This is a genomic window from Commensalibacter sp. M0268, from assembly GCF_016101925.1.
In the GTDB taxonomy this organism is placed as follows: domain Bacteria; phylum Pseudomonadota; class Alphaproteobacteria; order Acetobacterales; family Acetobacteraceae; genus Commensalibacter; species Commensalibacter melissae.
Genome location: NZ_JACFPQ010000001.1, coordinates 491,784 through 513,605 on the forward strand (window position 1 = coordinate 491,784; position 21,822 = coordinate 513,605).

The 21,822-nt window shown below is 35.9% G+C and carries 17 protein-coding genes; 11 read left to right on the forward strand and 6 right to left on the reverse strand.

Translation table 11 applies throughout. From position 1 onward, the window contains the following. Positions 1 to 36: 36 nt before the first annotated feature. Positions 37 to 2,859: an ATP-dependent DNA helicase gene (locus H3R28_RS02190; protein ID WP_198209043.1), complete on the reverse strand. Its 2,823-nt coding sequence runs from the start codon at positions 2,857 to 2,859 to the stop codon at positions 37 to 39. Positions 2,860 to 2,985: 126 nt separating this feature from the next. On the opposite strand from H3R28_RS02190, the gene H3R28_RS02195 reads away from it, so the two are divergent. Next, positions 2,986 to 4,599 carry a lysine--tRNA ligase gene (locus H3R28_RS02195; RefSeq protein ID WP_198209041.1) on the forward strand — a complete coding sequence of 538 codons (1,614 nt, stop codon included), beginning with the start codon at positions 2,986 to 2,988 and terminating at the stop codon, positions 4,597 to 4,599. Between the two features lie 51 nt (positions 4,600 to 4,650). Then, a complete protein-coding gene (locus H3R28_RS02200; protein ID WP_198209039.1) occupies positions 4,651 to 6,717 on the forward strand; it encodes a lysylphosphatidylglycerol synthase domain-containing protein in 2,067 nt (688 codons plus the stop codon). Here the strand turns inward: H3R28_RS02200 and thpR are convergent. Next, complete coding sequence (gene thpR / locus H3R28_RS02205) at positions 6,714 to 7,259, reverse strand: RNA 2',3'-cyclic phosphodiesterase (RefSeq protein WP_198209037.1); 546 nt, start codon at positions 7,257 to 7,259, stop codon at positions 6,714 to 6,716. The two genes, H3R28_RS02200 and thpR, sit on opposite strands and share 4 nt — an antisense overlap. A gap of 137 nt (positions 7,260 to 7,396) precedes the next feature. On the opposite strand from thpR, the gene H3R28_RS02210 reads away from it, so the two are divergent. The 5 genes from H3R28_RS02210 to cyoD all read left to right on the forward strand — a co-directional run bounded on the left by H3R28_RS02210 (position 7,397) and on the right by cyoD (position 12,407). Beyond that, positions 7,397 to 8,167: a Bax inhibitor-1/YccA family protein gene (locus H3R28_RS02210; RefSeq protein WP_122123732.1), complete on the forward strand. Its 771-nt coding sequence runs from the start codon at positions 7,397 to 7,399 to the stop codon at positions 8,165 to 8,167. Positions 8,168 to 8,496: 329 nt separating this feature from the next. Next, complete coding sequence (gene cyoA / locus H3R28_RS02215; RefSeq protein ID WP_370533598.1) at positions 8,497 to 9,459, forward strand: ubiquinol oxidase subunit II; 963 nt, start codon at positions 8,497 to 8,499, stop codon at positions 9,457 to 9,459. A 4-nt stretch (positions 9,460 to 9,463) separates the two neighbouring features. Continuing rightward, positions 9,464 to 11,452, forward strand: a complete 1,989-nt coding sequence (gene cyoB, locus H3R28_RS02220; RefSeq protein WP_155566946.1) for a cytochrome o ubiquinol oxidase subunit I — start codon at positions 9,464 to 9,466, stop codon at positions 11,450 to 11,452. Further along, a complete protein-coding gene (gene cyoC, locus H3R28_RS02225) occupies positions 11,452 to 12,072 on the forward strand; it encodes a cytochrome o ubiquinol oxidase subunit III (protein ID WP_196424137.1) in 621 nt (206 codons plus the stop codon). The genes cyoB and cyoC overlap by 1 nt, the downstream gene beginning before the upstream one ends. Further along, positions 12,072 to 12,407, forward strand: coding sequence for a cytochrome o ubiquinol oxidase subunit IV (gene cyoD / locus H3R28_RS02230; RefSeq protein ID WP_110438187.1), 336 nt, complete (start codon positions 12,072 to 12,074; stop codon positions 12,405 to 12,407). Before cyoC ends, cyoD begins: the two co-directional genes overlap by 1 nt. A 112-nt stretch (positions 12,408 to 12,519) precedes the next feature. On the opposite strand, the gene fdxA is transcribed toward cyoD, so the two are convergent. The 3 genes from fdxA to H3R28_RS02245 form a co-directional block, all read right to left on the reverse strand. Continuing rightward, positions 12,520 to 12,852, reverse strand: coding sequence for a ferredoxin FdxA (gene fdxA, locus H3R28_RS02235; protein WP_110438186.1), 333 nt, complete (start codon positions 12,850 to 12,852; stop codon positions 12,520 to 12,522). A 147-nt stretch (positions 12,853 to 12,999) separates the two neighbouring features. Then, entirely contained in the window at positions 13,000 to 13,281 is a 282-nt protein-coding gene (locus H3R28_RS02240) for an RNA-binding S4 domain-containing protein (RefSeq protein ID WP_198209035.1), read from the reverse strand. Continuing rightward, positions 13,278 to 15,776 carry a helicase-related protein gene (locus tag H3R28_RS02245; RefSeq protein ID WP_198209032.1) on the reverse strand — a complete coding sequence of 833 codons (2,499 nt, stop codon included), beginning with the start codon at positions 15,774 to 15,776 and terminating at the stop codon, positions 13,278 to 13,280. The genes H3R28_RS02240 and H3R28_RS02245 overlap by 4 nt, the downstream gene beginning before the upstream one ends. Positions 15,777 to 15,976: 200 nt before the next feature. Between H3R28_RS02245 and H3R28_RS02250 the strand changes: the two genes are divergently transcribed. The 3 genes from H3R28_RS02250 to H3R28_RS02260 all read left to right on the forward strand — a co-directional run bounded on the left by H3R28_RS02250 (position 15,977) and on the right by H3R28_RS02260 (position 18,682). Further along, positions 15,977 to 17,374 carry an amino acid permease gene (locus tag H3R28_RS02250; RefSeq protein WP_198209030.1) on the forward strand — a complete coding sequence of 466 codons (1,398 nt, stop codon included), beginning with the start codon at positions 15,977 to 15,979 and terminating at the stop codon, positions 17,372 to 17,374. A gap of 206 nt (positions 17,375 to 17,580) precedes the next feature. After that, positions 17,581 to 17,925, forward strand: coding sequence for a MarR family transcriptional regulator (locus tag H3R28_RS02255; RefSeq protein WP_110438182.1), 345 nt, complete (start codon positions 17,581 to 17,583; stop codon positions 17,923 to 17,925). A 157-nt stretch (positions 17,926 to 18,082) separates the two neighbouring features. Beyond that, positions 18,083 to 18,682: a hypothetical protein gene (locus H3R28_RS02260; RefSeq protein ID WP_198209029.1), complete on the forward strand. Its 600-nt coding sequence runs from the start codon at positions 18,083 to 18,085 to the stop codon at positions 18,680 to 18,682. Positions 18,683 to 18,722: 40 nt separating this feature from the next. On the opposite strand, the gene H3R28_RS02265 is transcribed toward H3R28_RS02260, so the two are convergent. Continuing rightward, the gene (locus H3R28_RS02265; protein WP_198210972.1) at positions 18,723 to 19,685 is read right to left on the reverse strand and encodes a UDP-phosphate alpha N-acetylglucosaminyltransferase; all 963 of its coding nucleotides are present in this window, start codon (positions 19,683 to 19,685) and stop codon (positions 18,723 to 18,725) included. Positions 19,686 to 19,820: 135 nt separating this feature from the next. On the opposite strand from H3R28_RS02265, the gene H3R28_RS02270 reads away from it, so the two are divergent. Continuing rightward, positions 19,821 to 21,779 (forward strand): nucleoside-diphosphate sugar epimerase/dehydratase, encoded by a 1,959-nt coding sequence (locus H3R28_RS02270; RefSeq protein ID WP_232351175.1) that lies wholly within the window; start codon positions 19,821 to 19,823, stop codon positions 21,777 to 21,779. Positions 21,780 to 21,822: the final 43 nt, after the last annotated feature.

The following is a 21,822-nucleotide window of genomic DNA, read 5'->3' on the forward strand; positions in this document are numbered from 1 at the left end:
TTTTGATAAAGAGCTGGTTTTGTTGTTTATGATGATTTATTTTTCATAAAAAAGGGTCGTCTGATTGATTACCTCTTGTAGGCTTAGTCTTCGTATCGGAACATTTTTTGGGAAAGCGGACAATACACGAGTTGGTGTACGACGGTCCAAAATAATAAAAATTCCCTTGTCTGATTGAGTACGTATCAATCTGCCAAAAGCCTGTCTTAAGCGCAAGCGAACAATTTGCTCATCATAAAGATTGGGTTTGTCCTTATAAAAATACTTTTTTCTTTCTCGATAAAGAATATCAGGGCGAGGCCAGGGTATTCTTTCAAATACAACAAGGCGTAAAGAATTACCTGGAATATTGATTCCATCCCGCATGGCATCAGTACCCAATAGACAGGAGCGCATATCACTTTTAAACAATTCAACCAGACTATTATTACTCAATGGATCGATATGTTGTGCAAAAAGAGAAATATTATCTTTTTCTAAAGATTCATTAATCTGGTGATAAATTGTACGTAACCGATGAATTGCTGTAAACAATCCCAATGCGCCACCTTTGGAAGCCTTGAATAAATGCAGGTAGGCATGGGCCACTTCATTGATGGAATGAATATTAATGTCATTAACTACAAAAACGCGGGCTTGCTTGTCATAATTGAAGGGACAACTTAATGCAGCTCTAAGAGGTTGAACGGGAAGATGTTCTGTCCCAACTCTTTGTTCGGCTGCTTGCCAGGATGCTTCTGTGTCATTGTTACTTTCATCGCGTAAGGTTGCAGAGGTGAAAAGCATACCTTGTATTGAGGGTGCCAGCATTTTCATCAATGGAATGGTTGGGTCAAGCCAATGATGAAATAAACCTACGTTTGTTATATTTTTATTCTTATGTTCAGATTTCAGAAATGAAACATGAGTTTTAGGTTGGCTGTTGGAATGTTCTGGTTTATTCAGTGAAGTCAAAAGATCCAACCATAGAGTTAAGGGAGTAACCGCTTTCCGGGTTAATGTTGCGTGAGTTGTCTCAAGTCTCTCAAGGGACATTTTGTCCAGAGAGTCTTTTTCATTATTTAATTTGGTTTCTATATTGCGTGTAAATTTTAAAAGACAGTTTAGCAATTTTTGAAAGGATTGAATTAAATTTGGTACAAGTGCAACTAATTCCGGTAATAGCGGATAGAGATCGCATTCATATTGTCTTGTTTCCGCGTAGGACTGATTGATAATTTTGTTACGGGAAGAGCGGGCTTGAATTTGCTGATATATGAGGTAAAAGAAACGCTCAGATATATTGGTTGGGTTTTCATCCTTATTGTCATGAAATGATGCAAGATGACTTGACCAATTTAAGGGGGGTAAAATAAAGGCGGAATCAATAATTTCTTCCAAATCCTTTTCAAGCGCTTTATTGCCAATAATTACGTCATGAATACGCTTTTTCAATCCTTTTGAACGTGTATTGTTTCCTTCATTTCCTAATAGCCATCGTCTCAATTCGCTGGTTTCAGTAGCCGAGAAAGCGGTTGAAAAAGCTGAATCGGCTGCATCCGATATATGATGGGCCTCGTCAAAAATCAAGCGGGACGGTAGATTACTTTCCCATTCAGGAGAGGCATTATCTAAAGACCAGGCAAAGTGGTTAATGACCAGGGCGTGGTTTGCAATAACAATTTCTGCATTTTGGGCTCTGCGAATGGAATGTTCAACAAAACAAGTCTGGTAATGTGGGCAACTTGCATGAATGCATTCACCCCGTCTTTCAGCAAGAATAGATAATATTCTGTTGTCAAAAAGATCATGGAACCAGTTGGGCAGGTCACCTCCAAAAAGATCACCATCATTGCTTTGTTCAGCCCAGTTGCATAATAAAATAATGGCGATATTATTACCGTTACCATCATTTTTATTAAAATGAAGCGTAATATATTCATCTAAATTTAATAAACATAAATAATTCTCTCTACCTTTTCGGACAACAATTTTTTTCGTGCGGGTGGCAGGATCTGGATAAAGATGATCGAATTCATGTTCGATTTGCCTTTGTAAATGGCGCGTGTAGGTATTTATCCAAACTGTTCCTTTATTGTGTTCAGCCCATAAACTTGCTGGAGCAATATAGGCCGAGGTCTTTCCTGTACCTGTTCCTGCCTCGGCTAATACAATATTGGGTTTTCCCTGTTCCTCACAAGGTTCAAATGCATAACGGGCAACATCTGTAAAATCAATTTGTCCAGCTCGATCTTCAGCGCCAGGTCCCAGAATTTCGGCCAAACGATTAAAGGTTTCCTGGCGTTTGACAGGAAATTGACTGGGTTGGGGACGTGGGGAAAGTTCTTGCCATTTTGGTAATCGTTGCCATATTCTGAGTGCGTCGGAAGCTTGCATTTGTTGCGCTGGTAACGGTAGAGAAATATCAAGTGCAGATAATAATATTGGAGCCCATAACCATTGTGCATGATAGAGGGCCGCTAGGCGAGCGGCAATCAGGTCTTTGTTGCCATGATTATATTCTTCCTTGAATTTTAGGATAAGATAATCGCAGATAATTATTAAAAAATCAGCTTCAGGATTTAAAGGCATGGGGATTTTTAATGCATTGGCAAAATTTGTGACTGTATAGCCAAAGGATTGAACGGGAAATACAAATGCGGCAAGTTCAAGCAAATCAAGCCACCGGTCAGTATGAATGGTTTTTGGGGATTTTAGTTTACGGTAGGTATAAGATTTGTGTATGATCAGCAATTCAGTTGTTTGTTCAAGTTCAGCAATCAATGTCTGTAATGGTAAATTAAGAATTTCTCCATCCGTATTAAATAATGAAAATTGATTATCATGAATAATTAATGCGGAATAATCTTTTAAAACCATTTATTTTCTAACAATTCATACGTATATGATAATATATTGATTTTTATCCTGTTAATCTAACAGATAATAGTTTTTTAAATCCATATTTAATCAGAGGGCAGGCATTTTTATAGTGGCTGTAAAATAATGACAATAAACGATTTTTCTTCTTTTACTTCAATACCCAAAATATGGCCTTTCGAGGAAGCCGTAAAATTGGCTGAACATGTTCGGAATAAAAAAGATAAATCGGATAAACCCGCCTTGCTTGAAACAGGATATGGTCCTTCTGGTTTACCGCATATCGGAACATTTGGCGAAGTGGCTCGCACTTCTTGGGTCAGCCAGGCATATCAGGCCCTGACAGGCAAAAAAGCTGTCATTCTTGCATTTTCAGATGATATGGATGGTTTACGTAAAGTTCCAGAAAATGTACCTAATCAGGAAATGTTAAAAGAACATTTAGGAAAACCTTTGTCAAGTATACCTGATCCATTTGGAACACATGAATCTTTTGGTGCACATAATAATGCCCAACTTTGTTCCTTTCTTGATCATTTTGGATTTGAATATGAATTTGCCTCCTCAACAGAATATTATCAATCAGGAAAATTCGATTCCGCTTTGAAAAGAATATTGGAAGTTCACGACAAGATAGTTGCTGTAATTGCACCGACACTGAGAGAAGAAAGACGGGCCACCTATTCCCCTGTGTTACCTGTCCATCCTGAAACGGGAATTGTTATGCAAGTTCCCATGGAAAAAATTGATCCGGTATCTGGAACTATTCAATGGCGTGATGGGAATGGCAAGCTTTTTGAAACCCCTGTTACAGGTGGACATGCAAAATTACAATGGAAAGCTGATTGGGCAATGCGCTGGTATGCCCTGGGGGTAGATTATGAAATGTCAGGAAAGGATCTGATTGACAGTGTTCGACTTTCAAGCAAGATTTGTAAAATTCTTGGTGGCACTCCACCAGCCAATCTAACCTATGAATTATTTCTTGATGATCAGGGGCAAAAAATCTCAAAATCGAAAGGAAATGGACTGTCGATTGAAGAATGGTTGCGATATGGTCCCTCTGAAAGTCTTGCGCAATATATGTTTAATGCACCTAGACGGGCGAAAAGATTATTTTTTGATGTTATACCCAAGACTACAGATGAATATCTTAAACATGTTGAAAATTGGCAGAAATCAGAGCAGGAAGATGACACTGTCGTATCCGCTGAAAAAGAAAAGAAATATGCTAATCCTGCCTGGTTCATACATGGAGGTGTTTTACCAAAAAAAGTGGGAAGTCCGATTTCATTCGCAATGTTATTAAATCTTGCCAGTGTTGCGAATGCGGAAAGAGCCGAAATATTATGGGGATTTCTTAAACGATATGATGAATCTGTATCGCCAGACAATAACCCCATGTTGGCTCAGCTAGTAGAGAATGCCCTGGCATATTATGCTGATTTCATTCGTCCCAATAAGGTTTATCGTACACCGGATGAACGAGAGGCAAGGGCTTTGATTGAGTTATCTGTTGAATTGAAGAAATTACCAGCGGAAGAGCATAAACCAGATATTTTACAAAATTTGGTGTTTGCAATCGGTAAAAAATACGAATTTGAACCGTTAAGGGATTGGTTTGGTTGTCTTTATGAAGTGTTACTCGGACAAAAAGATGGGCCACGTTTTGGAATGTTTATCGCCGTATATGGAATAAAAGAAACAATAGAGTTGATTAACAAGGCGATAAAAAGATAAATATAAGAAGATCGAAAGATTTTGCTTTATCAATTATAACATAGAAGATTCATGCAGCCATCGGATTTCGAAAAACTCAATAACACCCAGAATGATGGGAAACATTATAAAAACACGGGTTGGAAGATTCATTTAAAATATTGTTCTCGTATTCTTGGTGTTTTGTTATTCATGGCTGCAATTTATGTTGTGCAAAAGGAATTCAAACATCTCAGCCTGAAAGAGATTAAGCTATCTTTTGAACAAATTCCCACTTTTTCCTTGTTAATGGCTGGTGTGTGCACCTTATTGTCATTTTTTGTCCTGTCGTTTTATGATAAAATGGCTGTTAGACAAATTGGATACCGCTTGTCTTTTTTGAAAACTGCCTTTGCATCTTTTTGTTCCTATGTGCTTTCACATAATATTGGTTTGTCGGCAGTTTCTGGAGCAATGGTTCGTTTCCGGTTATATGGGAGTTGGGGGCTTAAGCCTTTAGAAATCCTTCAGGTTATCGCCTTTTGTTCCATTACCTATTTTATAGGTGTTGCGGTGCTAGTAGGCGCGTTATTAATATTTAAATCGAATTCATTACCAATCATTGGGCAGGCATTGCCAGACTGGATATTTATTTTTATCGGAATTGTCGCGTGGTTAGGGGTCTTTGGTTATATTTTTCTTTCATTCCGATGCAACACGTTAAAAATCTGGAAATATACTTTATCGTTTCCTCGGCCATCCATGGCTATTTCACAAATTGTTGTCGCAACTGCTGAAGTTATAATAACGGCTGCAATCCCTTATTGTGTCGTGCCGTCTCATTCAATCATGACCGGTTATCCTGCACTTGATTTTATGTCTTTTATGGCGATTTATATCGCTTCTTATATTGCCGGGTTAATATCAAGTGTACCTGGAGGTGCAGGGGTGTTTGAGGGCAGCATGATATTGGCTTTAAAAAATTATATGCCAATGGCCAATATTATGTGTGTTATATTTGTTTTCCGGTTTTTGTATTATTTAATACCATTGTTTATTGCAGGCAGTATGTTTGCAGTGCATGAAATTTTAATTAGAAGCAAATCCATATTTGATAAGCCCAGAAAAAAGAATCTGTTACGATTCAATCCATCTCTATTCATTGATGAAAATCTGCGGGAGAGTGATGCGGCTTTTTCTGTAGCCATTGCAGCAGCGGCAGTTTTTATTTGCGCTTTGATTGATCTGGCTGTGCCTTTGTTTGATTCAGGATTGATTCTTCACGATGCAGGAACTTTTTCATTATTTATTGAACTTACAGGCGATTATATTTTATCGTTTTTAGGTCTTATCCTATTAACTCTTACGGTGTCATTAGTCCGTAGAATTACACTCGCATGGGGATTAAGTCTTTGTATTTTAGTTGCATCAGCAGTAATTACGTTGATTATGGGAACTTATCTCATTATTCCGGCCATACTGACTTTGGTTGCGTTTTTTATTGCTCCGTTTAGAAAGTGTTACTATCGATCAGCCAGTTTAACGGATGCACCGTTTTCCAGCAAAATTATTGTAGAGGTTATTTTATTTTTAACCACTGTATTGATAATAAACTGGTTAATCCCGCAATCAATTGCCCAATATGGAGTTGTTCAGGTTTTTTTCTCTGGCAATATTTCAATCGCAACAAAAATAATTATTGCAGTGGTGGGAATAAGCGGAATTTTAATATTGTTTAAGCTTATGCTTCCAGCAAAAATAGTTTCATGGCCCTGGTCAGGGGAAACTAAAGAATTATATCGGGTTATGTCTGATACAGACAATAAATTACTGGATGATATTAAACCGAATGGTATCTTGATCTGCTCAAAGGAGGGAACGGCTATACCTTTTATTCGTAAGGATAATTTTTTAGTCGGAATAGGAGATCCCGTGGGTAATGAACGTGAAATTGTCAATACTATCTGGCGTCTTAGGGATTTGGCGTTACAGGAAAATCGGTCTATTGGTTTTTGGGGTGCGGGAAAAAAATACCTGACCATTTATCACGATTTTGGATTGGCGAGTTTGAAACTGGATAAAACGGATCATTTTGTTTGTTGTGAAGTCCAGTATGCTAGTTTTATGATTAATCTGATTGGTAAATTCAAAAAATCTTAAGTTTGAAAAGATAATGGATAATTTTTCTCAATTATGTAATTGGGCTGCTCCTTACCAGGATACGAGCTGAACAATGAGAAGTGGGTTATTTCAATATCGGGAATTTTTAACAGGTTATAATGATTCAACCATTGTTTGATATGTTCTTGAGGAAGGTAAGAACCTTTCCCCAGTGTAATATGGGGAACAAATTTTTGTTTTTGAGTTTTGATATCTAATTGTCTTAAGATTTGTTCCACTTTTTTACGTAAATGAACCAGACTCTCAGAAGGCTGGATCCCCGCCCATAATATTTGGGTATTGGATGCTGTTTGAAATAGATTAACCTTATCAATTGTCAAATTGAATGAAGGAGGCGATATTTTTTCAAGTGTCAAATCAAGATCATTCAACAGATCATAGTCATTAATTTCACCTATAAAATTTAGTGTGAGGTGGTAGGTCCCAGGGTCATACCATCTTACATAGGTCAAACTACCTCTTAATTGACTTAAATGGCGAGTTACATAATCTGGGAAATCAATACCTATAAATAAGCGCATATGATCAATTCTGTTTTTATAATTCAACTCTTTGCGTATTAATTATGAATATAACATATTTTTTTTCAATGCTTGATATTTGGGCTGTAAATGAAATATATTATATAAGTCTATGAAAATTTTAATGAGTAAAGTAAATGGTATTTCGTCCTGATTCTTATAACAATATGACCAATGTCAATGCCAAAGTCGCATATGATGCAGGTCTTAGAAATTATATGCTTCGTATCTATAATTGGATGGCATCAGGGTTGTTGCTAACTGCATTAGTTTCATATTTGGTTGTTAACACATCTTTAGGTGATATATTTTATCATCCGGTAGTGATGGGGTACAGAACCATTGGAATCACTCCAACATTATTGGGTTATATCGCTATTTTTTCACCATTGGCATTTGTATTGGTAATGTCCTTTGGGGTCAATCGTCTTTCAACGCAAGCTGCACAAACGCTTTTCTGGGTATTTTGTGGTGTCATGGGCGTTAGTATGGCAAATATCTTTTATGTATATACAGGTGAATCCATCGTAAGGACGTTTGTAGTCACAGCAGGTATGTTTGCAGGAATGTCTTTGTGGGGATACTCAACTCACAAAGATTTGACAGGTATTGGTTCTTTTTTAGGAATGGGCCTGTTTGGTCTTGTTTTAGCCATGGTTGCGAATATTTTTTTCAAAAGCGGACAACTAGGATTAATCATTAATATAGTTGGAGTGATCATTTTTACAGGTCTTGCCGCTACGGATACTCAACGTATTAAGCTTTCATATCAAAATCTCTATCAATATGAAGGGTCTGATATCGTGCTTAAAGCCAGCGTTTATGATGCCTTAAGTATGTATTTGAATTTTATTAACCTGTTTCAGTTTATGCTGCAATTCATGGGTGTTCGTCAAAACGACAACTAGGCTTAAAATGACAGTTTTATGAATGTTGAAAATAGTGCTGATTTTTTCAGCACTATTTTTTTTGACTATAGGTATAATCCATAATCAATATTTAAATAAGTGCTTGCTTATAAAGTGAGTTGTAATGGGATGTTATTTATAGTAAACAATTAGATATAAAATAACATTATACTAAGATCATGATTATATGTCTAAATTTAGAAAAAATTGTGGTCTTTTTATGAAGAATGAATTTTATGTAAAAAATTTAATAATATAAAACTGTTTTTTTATATGATTTCTCAATTAAAAAGAAGTTTTATAAAATAAACACGCTGATGAGTTGAGCGATGTCAGAATCAACGAGGCATAGAATGAAAAAATTATTACCGAAAATTACATTATCGGTAGTGGGTTTAACATCTACTCTTATGTTGGGTGGATGTAACTTGGTTTTATTTGATCCAAAAGGACCGATAGGACAAAGTGAGAAAGAATTGATTATGATGACGGTAGGGGCAATGCTTTGCGTTGTTATTCCCGTTATTATTGCAACCTTAATTATTGCAAGACGTTATCGTGCATCAAATACCAGTGCGACATATTCACCAAAATGGGATTTCTCACTTCCGATTGAAATATGTATGTGGGGAATTCCAATGTGTTTGATTGCTTTTCTTGCATATAAAACATTTGTTTCATCTCATGAATTGGATCCTTATAAACCAATCGCTGCACCTGCTGATAATCCACAAGTCAAGCCAATTGATGTTCAGGTTGTTGCGTTAAACTGGAAATGGTTATTTATTTATCCTGAATATGGTATAGCCACAGTTAATCAATTGGTGGTACCTGTTAATACACCAGTTTCCTTCCGATTAACATCCGATGCGACAATGAACTCTTTTTGGATTCCGCAGCTTGGGTCACAAGTCTATGTAATGGCCGGTATGCAAACTCAATTGCATTTATTGGCTTCTACAGAAGGTGATTATTTTGGGGAATCCAATAATTACAGTGGTGCTGGATATTCAGATATGAAATTCCGTACATTGGTTAAAGATGAAAAGGGATTTCAGGACTGGATTGAAAAAGTTCGTGCGTCTTCTCAAGACTTGAACAATGAAACATATGCTAAACTGCATGAAGATAGTATTAAAAATCCAGTTGAATACTATGCTCATGTGGAACCGGTTTTATTCGATACAATCATAGCAAAATATAACAATGGTATGGTTATGGATAAAGCTACTGGGCAAATGATTCATATGAGCTCAAGTCAATCTGGTGAAATGAAGCACGCAGAGGAATAGATAAATGTTAGGTAAATTAAGTCTTTCGGCTATTCCATATCATGTACCTATATTGGTAGGGACATTTATTGGGGTAGTTATTGTTGGATTGGCTGTTTTAGGAGCGATCACATACTATGGTAAATGGGGTGTATTGTTCAGAAACTGGCTTTTCTCGGTTGATCACAAGCGTATCGGTATAATGTACATCGTGCTTGCACTTGTTATGTTATTCCGTGGATTTGCGGATGCTATCATGATGCGTCTGCAACAGGCCATGGCTTATAATAGTCCTGGTTACCTGCCTCCATCGCATTATGACCAAATTTTCACTGCTCATGGTACAATCATGATTTTCTTCATGGCCATGGCATTTATGCAGGGTCTATTTAACCTTATCGTTCCTTTGCAGATTGGTGCCCGTGACGTCGCTTTTCCATTTATCAACTCATTAAGTTTTTGGTTAACGACTGCTGGTGCTATACTAGTTAACATCTCTTTGTTTATTGGTGATTTCTCGACTGCTGGTTGGTTGGCCTATCCACCTGTTTCTGAATTGCAGTTCAGTCCTGGCGTAGGGGTAGACTATTATATCTGGGCTGTTCAGATTTCCGGTGTTGGAACGCTTTTGACTGCTGTTAACTTTATGACTACAGTTGTCAAAATGCGTGCCCCGGGAATGACATGGATGCGTGTTCCTGTTTTCACATGGACTGTTATTGCATCTTGTATCATGATTTTTACGACATTCCCTGCCTTGACAGTAGCTGTGGCTGAATTGGCACTGGATCGTTATTGTGGAATGCATTTCTTTACCAATGATGGTGGTGGAAATGTAATGTTGTATTTGAATCTGATCTGGGCATGGGGACATCCTGAAGTTTACATTCTTGTAATTCCTGCCTTTGGTGTTTTCTCGGAAGTTGTTCCTGTATTTTGCAAAAAACCATTATTCGGTTATGCAACAATGGTTTATGCAAGTTTGGCGATTACGACCTTGTCCTTGCTGGTTTGGGTTCATCACTTCTTTACAATGGGTGCCGGAGCAAATGTTAATACCTTTTTTGGTATCATGACGATGATCATTGCCATCCCAACAGGAGTTAAGGTCTTTAACTGGCTCTTTACCATGTTTAGAGGACGTATCGAATTTACTGCACCAATGTATTGGACAATCGGATTTATGATTGTTTTCGTTATTGGTGGTATGACCGGGGTTATGCTGGCAATTCCAGCCAGTGACTTCGTTTTGCATAATAGTGAATTCTTGATTGCTCACTTCCATAATACTATTATTGGTGGTGTTTATTTTGGTTATGTCGCGGGAATGAATTTTTGGGCTCCAAAAGTAACCGGTTTCAAGATGAGTCAGAAACTTGGTAAGGCCGCATTCTTTTTCTGGTTCTTTGGATTTTTCCTTTCATTTGTTCCATTATACATTACCGGATTTGATGGAATGGTTCGTCGTTTGAATCATTATGACAATCCCAATTGGCATTTCTGGTTACAGATTGCCTGTGTTGGTGTATTTTGTATCCTTTGTGGTGTTGTTTGCCAATTATTACAGATTTTCCTTGGTATTATTAACGCGAAAAAACCTGAAAATATTGATGTAACGGGTGATCCATGGGATGGTCGTAGTCTTGAATGGTCAACTTCTTCTCCAGCTCCTGTTTATAACTTTGCTCATATTCCAGTTGTTCAATCACGTGATGCTTATGCATATAATAAAGAGCATGGAATTGATACACGTCGTACGTCTGAAACCTATAAGGATATTCTTATGCCCAAAAACACGTCTGCAGGTTTTTGGCATGGCATGTTTGCATTGGTTCTGGGATTTGCGGCAGTTTGGCATATCTGGTGGCTTGTGATTGTTACCGTAATTCTTAATTTTGTATTAGCTATTGGCTATAGCTTTAAAGATGATAAAGAATATGTCATTCCTGCTTCAGAAGTTGAACGTATTGAAAAAGAACATTCTCGTAAACTTATGACACAGGTGGCTGAATAATGGCTGAGAATATGAGTACAACGATGTCAAATACTTCACAAAATGTTCATGAACACGAACATGAGCATGAAAATCATTCATTCTTTGGCTTTTGGATGTATTTGATGTCGGACTGCATTGTCTTTGGGTGTTTATTTACCAGTTATGCAGTTTTAAGAAATCAGTTTGCTGGTGGTCCAACCAGTAAAGAAATGTTTGAACTGGGACGAGTGGCTATTGAAACTGCCTTGCTGTTGACAAGTTCACTTACCTTCGGTTTCGCGATGATTCAGGCGCGTCGTAACAGTAACAATGGAACACTTTTATGGATGGTGGTCTCAGCCATTCTTGGTTTAGGGTTCCTTGTTTTGGAAGTTCAAGAGTTTATCGCTTTTGTTCAACATGGTGCCTCACCAACCGTCAGCGCTTATTGGTCGGCATTCTTTACACTTGTTGGAACGCATGGCTTACATGTTACTTTGGGTCTGATTTGGATGACGGTTCTGATGATTCAATTGGTAACAAAGGGTCTAAACAAAACAATGATGCCAAGATTGGCTTGTATGAGTTTATTTTGGCATTTCTTGGATATTGTTTGGATTTGCGTATTTAGTTTCGTTTACCTGTTGAGTATGGCATAATGACAGAAAATCACACTACAGCCTCAGAAGAGGCAGGACACGGCTCTGTAGCATCCTATATAGTCGGGTATGTATTATCGATCATCCTTACGGTAATTGCTTTTTATATCGTTATGGAACATATGTTTTCAACGATGGCTACTGCAACTACGCTTGGGGTATTGGCAGCATTACAAATTATTGTTCAGTCAGTATTCTTCTTGCATGTCAGTGTGTCTCCAGAAAAACGTGTTGATTTGGTAAGTTATGCATTTTCGCTTTTCGTAGCAATCGTTATTGTATTTGGAACGTTATTCGTAATGCATAATGCAAGTTATAACATGATGTCTCGATAATTATATTTACGTTTTGTCCTGTAAATCATTATGGGGCAAAATGAAATCAAGTTATAAAAAAACCCTTTATCAAATGATAAAGGGTTTTTTATTGATTAAAGACTGATATACATTAGCTCTTATGCGGTTCCCGGGAAAGCATATCCTTTTTATCAGGCTTTCCGTTCCATTCATCAGCATCCGAAGGTGTATTTTCTTTTCTTGTAATGTTTGGCCATGATTTGGACAGTTCAGCATTGATCTCAATCCAGTCGGTAGAACGATCATCACTGTCAGGGAATATAGCTTCTGCAGGGCATTCAGGTTCACATACTCCACAATCGATACATTCTTCTGGGCTTATAACTAGAAAATTTTCACCCGCATAGAAGCAGTCGACGGGACATACTTCTACACAATCCATATATTTGCAGCGGATACAGTTTTCTGTGACCACATAGGCCATTGTTTTCTCCGATTCATACTAGTTAAATAAGGGTTTTTCCCTAAATAATTGTTTTTCTTAATTATATAAAATAGCTTACTTATATAAGTTAGGTATCGTCTTGATGACTAACAAGAAAATTATTCATTTTCTTTATTACATCAAAATCTATTTTTCAAGAATTTCTTTGTATAAAGAGTGACATAATTTTGCTGAAACTCTTCGGATTGAAAAACCCAAGACCTGTATTACCCTGCTACTGTTATTCCAGGGAATGGTAATGATATCGTCTTTTTTTATTAAAGTTGCAGGTTTGATAACTGATTTTGAATTTATTTTTATAATTTCGTTTTTAATCGAGAAATGACTGATCGATCGGGATTTATATATTCTAGCATGCCAAAGCCAGACATCAATACGTTGGCAGGTTAGCTCAGTTTGATAGTTCATGTACGATTCAAAAGTAGGTTTTTAAGAATGTTAAATGGATTATCTTGGGTAAGATGTGTCATATGTTTAATTTTGCGCTGTTTTTTTATTTTAATTTTTTTAATTAATAAGGGTGCTGGAGGACCAAATTTTTCATATGATAATTTTTCTGGTTTTTTGGGTTGCAATTTTAGCGATTTAAGTAGTGGAATAATATTATCATTATAATATGGAACAGGTGCTATCCATTTTTTATGAAAACAAACAGGATGTTTTTTTGACGCTTTCTTAAGCTTGAACGTCAATTTTTCTGCAATATCCAATCTGATGATCTGTTTATTGGCAACAAGCCATCCCATCTTGGCAACAAGATTTTTGTTCATTTTCGTAGAAGTTGAATAAGCAACTTGTTTAGGTGAAAGTAAAACAGGATTAGCAATCTGTTCATTGAGTGTGAGGAGTGTATGTCGTAAATAATATTGTTTTTCTTTAAAAAGGTTTTCGATATAAATTGCGTGATTTCCATAATGAATCTTGTAATGTTTCAAATGTTTAATTGTGTCTTTTGACAAACTGAAATATTGTTCAGTCCATAAAATGCCACCATTTTCATAAAGTTGATGCAGAATTCCACGTAGTTCTGATGTGTTATTATCATTATCCAAGGCATTAAAAAAATTTGGAAATAATCTTCGGTTATAATTTTCTAAAAATTCTATCAATCTTCTCAAGATTAAATTTTGAAAAACTTGTTGAATTAAATCCTTATTTAAAAGGCAGATATCTGGATGAAAAAAATCCTTGCCTTTTTTTAATTGAGCGATTGGTGATTTTTGCCATGATATAATTTTTTTATCATGATCTATCGTAAATTCTTTATCATTATCGTGAATTAATCGATTAACTTGTTGAGGGATAAATTTTTCAATCGATTTATTAATTTTTTTTAAAATAAAAGAGCGTTCCTCTTTTTGGATTGAATCTGGAAGTTGAAAACAAAATCCCCGAATTTTACCAATAAACTCGCCATCAATTGAAATATTCCCTTCATTTGTTATAGAGGTAAAGGCATTTATTTGTTTAGAGTGAGATAAATGATGGATAAGGTTTGTGACCCTTTGATTAACGAACTTTGATACCAAACTGTCATGTAGCGCGTCGGAAAGTTTTTCTTCTATCTCTTTTGTTTGGGCGTGCCAATAAGATGATGATTCTACCCAATTATTTTTTGTTGTTAAAAATGAATAGATACGAATACTGGCAAGTCTCTGCATTAAGGTATCGATGTCCCCCTGCAAATGATTTAGCTGTTGAATTTGCTGATCAATCCAATTTTCAGGTATATGGCCTTGTTTGATCAAAAAAAGGAAAATTTGTTTACATATCCGCGCATGATATTCACTGCCAATTTTTTTAAAGTCGGGTATTTGACAACATTCCCATAACAATTCAGTTTTAAATTGTGACGTACATATTGAACGTACTTCATGGTCTTGGATAAGATAAGATAGGTTTTTAAGATCAGAGGAATATTGACCAGTTATAAGCTGTGGAAACTGTGAGGGTGTGGTTAAGGTGGAAAAAAGTGTCAGGGGATTTTGAAAATCGAGATCATGATTACGCCAATAAATTTGTTTTATGGGATCGAAAGCATGATTTTCTACGGCATTGACAATTTTATCAGAAATTATTGGACAATTCGCGGTTATGCCAAATGTTCCATCCCTTGAGCCTCTCCCAGCCCTACCTGCAATTTGAGCAATTTCACTTGGATAGAGATTACGCATCTGTCGTCCATCATATTTTGATAAATTCACAAAAGCGATATGATTGACATCCATATTCAAACCCATGCCAATTGCATCAGTGGCAATCAAATAGTCAACCTCTTTATTTTGATAAAGTTCCATTTGTGCATTACGGGTACGGGGAGAAAGTCGTCCCATGATAATAGCACATCCACCTTTTTGACGCTTGACCAATTCTGCAATGGCATAAACTTCATGGGCTGAAAAGGCAACAATTGCACAACGTGGTGGTAATTTTGTTAATTTGGTAAATCCATTATATATTAATGATGAAAGTCTTGGCCGTGTTTGTATTTCGATAGATGGAACAAGTTTTTTCAAAATAGGGATGATTGTATCAGCCCCGAGAAAAATTGTTTCATATGTTCCGCGGCAATGAAGAAGCCTGTGGGTAAAAATGTGTCCACGATCTGGATCTGAACAAAGCTGAACTTCATCAATGATGACAATATCAACGGGTATATGAACGGGCATTGCCTCAACAGTGCAGGAAAACCATTTTGCCTGGGGTGGGACAATTTTTTCCTCACCTGTTATAAGCCCGACATTTTTTTTCCCTTTGATTTTAACCATTCGGTCATAGTTTTCCTTGGCAAGAAGCCTTAGGGGAAATCCAATGATTCCGGAAGGATAAGCAAGCAAGCGTTCAAGGGCTGTATAGGTCTTGCCAGTATTTGTTGGTCCAAGTATTGCTTTGATTTGTGTCATTATAGGTAATTTATATCAGCTGTTTTTGATAAGCGTACAGGATAATAGATAAATTAATTAGATAATCATTCAATGATAATTATAAATTACAATTGTTTTGAGATTTTATTTTAATTAATAATTAAATAATTAATTTATTGCTTGCAAAAAATTAATCATTTTCAAACATGTTTGAAAAATCAATGTAACAAAGGTTTTTTATGGGTCAGGGTATAGATACAGAACTAAAAAGAAATTTGAGTAACCGACATATGCAGTTAATTGCAATTGGAGGGTGTATAGGCACTGGTCTTTTTATGGGAGCGGCTAATACGATTTCACTTGCTGGTCCCTCTATTATTTTTATTTACTGTATTATTGGTATTATTGTATTCCTTGTAATGCGTGCCTTGGGCGAAATTCTTTTATCTGATTTACGATACAGATCATTTGTAGATTTTGTTACAGAATTGCTTGGACCTTGTTGCGGCTTTGTTTTGGGTTGGTCTTACTGGTTGTGCTGGATTGTCATTGGTATTGCAGATTTAATTGCCATTTCAGGATATACGCAAATATTTTATCCCAATTTGTATTCTTGGATACCGGCTTTATGCTGTATCGCAATATTTTATATTTTAAATCGCTTGACTGTTCGAATATTTGGTGAAATGGAATTTAGTTTTGCCATTATCAAAATTCTAGCCATTATTGTTTTAATTCTTGTTGGTATCTTTTTTATCGTTACGGGTTTTCGTTCTCCATCAGGAGATGTGACCTCTGTAAAAAACATATGGAATCATGGTAATTTGTTTCCTAATGGATTTGAGGGGTTTTTGGCTGGATTTCAAAGTGCCACTTTTGCCTTTATTGGAGTTGAACTGATTGGTACCGTTGCGGCTGAATCTAAAGATCCGGAAAAAAATTTACCCAAGGCTATTAATAATATCCCTTTAAGAATTTTGATGTTTTATGTATTTTCTGTAATGGTTATTATGGCGGTTATTCCTTGGCAAAGTATCAATCCATCCAAAAGTCCATTTATCATGTTGTTTTTGTTTGCTGGTCTCCCTGCAGCTGCTGCAATAGTCTATATTGTTGTGATTACGTCAGCGGCATCATCCACAAACAGCGGGGTATTTTCCAGTAGCCGTATGTTATATGGTTTGGCAAGACTTAATAAAGCGCCTGCTTTTTTTGGGAAATTATCCAAACATTCTATACCGATAAATGGTCTGAGATTTTCTTGCTTATGTTTATTAACTTCAGTTATCTTATTACTTTTTAATAATAAAAGTATTATTGAAATTTTTACTTTGGTGGCTTCCGTTGCGACAATTATTTCATTATTTACTTGGTTGCTAATATTACTGTCCTATATCCAGTATAGAAAAAAACATTTTCATAAACACATGAGCTCTTTCTTCAAATTACCTGGTGGATATATCTCCTGTATTCTTTGCATAATTTTTATTTTTTTCACGTTATTGACGCTAATGATACAGTTTAACACGCGTATGGCATTATATATCGGAAGCGCTTGGTTTATTTTTATTACTTTTTGTTATTATATAGTTACAAAATCAAAAAAAAAGAGTAAAATAATTTTATTATCAAAATAAAAAGGAGATGAATAAAGCTTAAATCTTAATAAACTAATTTTTCAATGAGAAATTTTATTGCTTTTCCTATGTTTTTTTGGTGTGTCAAATTAATTGTAATTAATTTGTTATAATTTTTTGTAGAGAAGGTTGATATTTTAAGTCATAATACTCATTTGTTTAACTGACACAACGTTATATGTAAGTAATTATTCAAAGGTTATAAAATGACTTCTAAAAAAATCCCTTTTGAACAACAGATTGTTATTCTCCAGAATACAATCACGACAATGGTACGTCAGGATAAACCTGACTTGTCAGCACGTCAATTGGCTGTTTTCTTGATTTGTTATTTGAATGAAACAGTTCAGACTGTTCGTGGACTGGCAGCGGCTCTAAGAGTTTCAAAACCGGCTATCACAAGAGCTCTGGATCGATTGGAAGAACTCAATTTGCTAGGTAGAAAAACAGACCCTATGGATCGTCGTTCTGTATTAGTGCAGCGTACAGAAGAAGGATATGAATATTTGCAGAATATTCAATCTATTATGAGCGAAGCTGTGAAGCAATAATAATAGTTATATAACAATTACTATATATGTTGTAAGAGCAGTTATTAATTTAATAACTGCTTTTTTATTTAATACCCAAATGAGAATGTAGTTTAATATATTTATTTATTTCCAGGTAAGTGTTATTATAGTACAGAAACTATTTGGGGAAATCATAATGAAAAATAATAACTTACTCTTTGCCGCTACTCTGATTGGATCGTCTTTTTTGATTAATCCAATATTTGCGGCCAATCATCATAAACGTGTTCACCAAGCTGCTGCATCTTCTGAAAAATCCGTAGGTACGGTGACTATGACCTTTCATTCAGCAGATTTAGGCGTTGGTTATACTTGGGGAGATGGTGTTCTTCATTATAGGGGACATGTTTACAAGTTCAAGATAAAGGGTGGTGATGTTGTTGCATTAGGTTTTTCAAAATCTCAAGCAACAGGACGTGTTTATCAGTTGAAAAATATATATGATTTTGCTGGAAAATATGCTGCTGCTACGGGTGAAGCCACAGCTGGTGTTGGTGTAGGGGCTGGAAATCTAAAAAATGCAAAGAATGTTATCATTAAAATGGATACAAACACTGTTGGCGGAAGATTGGCCGGTGCACCTGCAGGTTTTGAAATTAAATTTGTTGATAAACATTTGCAAAAAGCAGCTGAGGCTGACAAGCAGAAAGAAAAAAACATTAAGAAATCTGCAAATAAAAGTCATATGACTGCAGATGAATTAAATGGTGAACAACTAGATAAAATGAAAAAATAGTTGTTTGAATTTTTGGAAATGGTAACTGGATATCATACAGTTACCATTTTTTTATATTTAAAGACTGTGTTTTGTAAAGAATGAATAAAGTCCAGATAAGTTGAGGCAAAATCAGTAGCGAGCACGCGAGTTCAATGTTTTGCAATGAAGTAAGGGGGAATATATAGAATAAAAAACCACCCCAAATGCAAAATAAACATTCTATAAACGTGATTAAAAACGGAGAAATATGACTGCGATGTGCCATTTGATATAAATGGCTGCGATGTGCTTGTAAAAAAGGTTCCTTGTTAATTATTCTACGTATTAATGTAAAGGTCACATCAAAAATGAAACCAAACAAAAGAAAAAATATTATTATATTTTGAGAAATTAAGGTGACAAAGTTTGGGTTGATCGCTGTGCCTAAGGGGATAATGGCAAAAGAGGCCAATATCAAACCGCAAGCTTGACTTCCGACATCTCCCATAAAAATTTCAGCTTTTGGAAAATTAAAAGGAAGAAAACCAAGCAATCCAGTCAATAGGGATAATGCAAAAATTTTATTTTCCATATTTGTGCTATAAAAATAAATAAACAGGCAGCAGATTGCGGCAACTCCAGCAGCCAATCCGTTTAAACCATCCATAAAATTATAAGCATTAGTTATATAAACAAGCCAGATTATAAAAAAAGGAAGCAAATATAAATGGTTTTCTAAGAAAGAGGCTGGAAAGACAAAAATACAAACACTTATGGATGCAATAAATTGAATTGCCAGTTTGGATAAGGCTGACCATTGTTTGATATCGTCCAGCCACGAAAATAATGATATGAATGTAATGGTTGATAATAAACCTATGATTGATAAAGAATAATGCTGGTTAAATAAGTAAATAAAACTTATATTGGCAGTTAAAAAGGCGGAAATGATACCTATCCCACCGCCTTTTGGTATTGGAAAAGTATGAGAACTCCGTTGGTTTGGATTATCCATAATACCAACTGAGGCAACATATTTCACAATTGTTGCGGATAATAGTGTATTGGAGATAAGCCAGATAAGTAACAAATATTTATAGTTTACAGAGTTCATTGTTTTTTAAATGTAATGTAATTAAATAAAGTTATTCTACATTATTTAAATGGAAAAGTGATTTTGCAACAGCCTAGTGTAACTATTTCTAGCCAACAAAAAAAGATTTTTAATCGTATTGCTATCAATATTTTTATGGATGGACTGTTGGCGGCCATTGCCGCTCCATTGGCACGTTGGCTTTCTGATCCACAGGGCGGGTTTATCCATCCATTATGGTTTTTAACGGGTGGTGTATTGACCTTGCTGGTTAGTGGAATACCATTTCATATTCCACAACAATATTGGCGTTTTTCCGGGATAGCGGATTTGTTAAATATAGCCGCTGCATCTGTAGGCAGTGCGATATTATTCACCTGTTTATTGTATGTAACCGGATATCCATTACCTTCCGTGACATTTCCGTTTATTTATGCAATGGTTCTTTTGCTATTAATGGGCGGTGGTAGAATAGGTTACCGGATTTTATCTTCAGAAGCATTTAGAAATTATTTCAATAAAAAAAGAAAAATTATCATTGTTGGAAATGATGCAGATATTGATCTGTTTATGCGGGCTATACGGCTTGATCATTCAAACGTATTATCGGTTATGGGACTGATCTCTTTTCGTCAGAATAGAAAAGGGCATCGTATTCATAATATTCCCATTTTAGGAAGTTTGGATGATTTTTCTGTCATACTGACACAGCTTGATGCACAAAAAAAATTACCTTCTTTATTCGTGATTATTGGTCAAGAATTAAGAGGGGAGCAATTGCGGGATTTTTTAGCAATTGCGGGTAAATGGAATATTGATGTTCAGAGAACACCAGTAATTACCCATTTATCACCTGCCGCCAATTTAGAATTGAAACCGATTGCTCTTGATGAATTATTGAACAGGCCACAGATTGTCTTGGATCGTGCTGGCATGGCTGAAATGATAAAGGGCAAAGTCGTGGCCATTACAGGTGCGGGAGGAAGTATAGGATCAGAATTGGTTCGGCAAGTTGCTGATTTATCCCCTAAATTATTATTGTTGCTTGATCAAAGCGAATATGCACTATGGAAGATAAATATTGAATTATCGGAAAGTAATTTTGCAGGTTTAAGGGAAACGATCTTAATCAATATACGAGAAAAGAAAAGAGTGGATTCCCTCTTTCAAAAATATAAACCAGATTTGGTCTTTCATGCTGCAGCATTGAAACATGTATTTACAATCGAGAATAATCCAATCGAGGGATTTTTAACAAATATTATTGGCACGCGTGTTGTGGCTGATGCTGCTGTTAAATGCGGGACACAGGCATTTATCATGATATCAACTGATAAAGCGGTTAATCCCTCAAGCTTTATGGGCGTTTCAAAACGAATTGCAGAAATGTATTGTCAGTCTCTCGATAAAACCATTCGTGACCATGATCCTGAAAAGAAAAATCAGGGTTTTGAATGGTTGGGTATGAGCAAAATGCGATTCATTACGGTAAGATTTGGAAATGTTCTTGGCTCAACAGGATCTGTTGTTCCCTTGTTCAAGCGTCAGTTGAGTCATGGAGGACCTTTGACGGTTACCGATCCAAATATGCAACGTTATTTTATGACTATTCCAGAAGCGGTAGGGTTGGTTTTACAGGCTAGCGTAAGAGCAACAATAAGATTTGGGAATGGAGACAAAACGGATGAGATGTTGCATCAAGGGGGCATTTTTGTACTTGATATGGGAAAACCCATAAAAATTCTGGATTTGGCACGTCAGATGATTCGCCTTGCCGGATTAAAACCGGATGAGGACATAGTCATAGAATTTACCGGGGCAAAACCTGGTGAAAAATTATTTGAGGAATTATTTTATGGTCGTGAAGCCCCAGTTCCAACTGATCATGACGGTTTATTGATGGCAACGCCCAAAGGTATGGATATCAAGGTGGTTACGGAATATATCGATCGGATTAGATATGCATGTGATAATAATGATGTCGTTGAGGCAATAACATATGTGCAGAAATTAGTGCCTGAATTTAAACATTTGTCGAATTAAATGAACGAAATCAAAAAATCGAATAAGATAATTTAAAAAATTA

Coding starts and splice junctions, on each gene's coding strand:
- H3R28_RS02190 (WP_198209043.1), bottom strand. CDS start 2,859: ATGGTTTTAAAAGATTATTCCGCATTAATTATTCATGATAATCAATTT.
- H3R28_RS02195 (WP_198209041.1), top strand. CDS start 2,986: ATGACAATAAACGATTTTTCTTCTTTTACTTCAATACCCAAAATATGG.
- H3R28_RS02200 (WP_198209039.1), top strand. CDS start 4,651: ATGCAGCCATCGGATTTCGAAAAACTCAATAACACCCAGAATGATGGG.
- thpR (WP_198209037.1), bottom strand. CDS start 7,259: ATGCGCTTATTTATAGGTATTGATTTCCCAGATTATGTAACTCGCCAT.
- H3R28_RS02210 (WP_122123732.1), top strand. CDS start 7,397: ATGGTATTTCGTCCTGATTCTTATAACAATATGACCAATGTCAATGCC.
- cyoA (WP_370533598.1), top strand. CDS start 8,497: ATGTCAGAATCAACGAGGCATAGAATGAAAAAATTATTACCGAAAATT.
- cyoB (WP_155566946.1), top strand. CDS start 9,464: ATGTTAGGTAAATTAAGTCTTTCGGCTATTCCATATCATGTACCTATA.
- cyoC (WP_196424137.1), top strand. CDS start 11,452: ATGGCTGAGAATATGAGTACAACGATGTCAAATACTTCACAAAATGTT.
- cyoD (WP_110438187.1), top strand. CDS start 12,072: ATGACAGAAAATCACACTACAGCCTCAGAAGAGGCAGGACACGGCTCT.
- fdxA (WP_110438186.1), bottom strand. CDS start 12,852: ATGGCCTATGTGGTCACAGAAAACTGTATCCGCTGCAAATATATGGAT.
- H3R28_RS02240 (WP_198209035.1), bottom strand. CDS start 13,281: ATGAACTATCAAACTGAGCTAACCTGCCAACGTATTGATGTCTGGCTT.
- H3R28_RS02245 (WP_198209032.1), bottom strand. CDS start 15,776: ATGACACAAATCAAAGCAATACTTGGACCAACAAATACTGGCAAGACC.
- H3R28_RS02250 (WP_198209030.1), top strand. CDS start 15,977: ATGGGTCAGGGTATAGATACAGAACTAAAAAGAAATTTGAGTAACCGA.
- H3R28_RS02255 (WP_110438182.1), top strand. CDS start 17,581: ATGACTTCTAAAAAAATCCCTTTTGAACAACAGATTGTTATTCTCCAG.
- H3R28_RS02260 (WP_198209029.1), top strand. CDS start 18,083: ATGAAAAATAATAACTTACTCTTTGCCGCTACTCTGATTGGATCGTCT.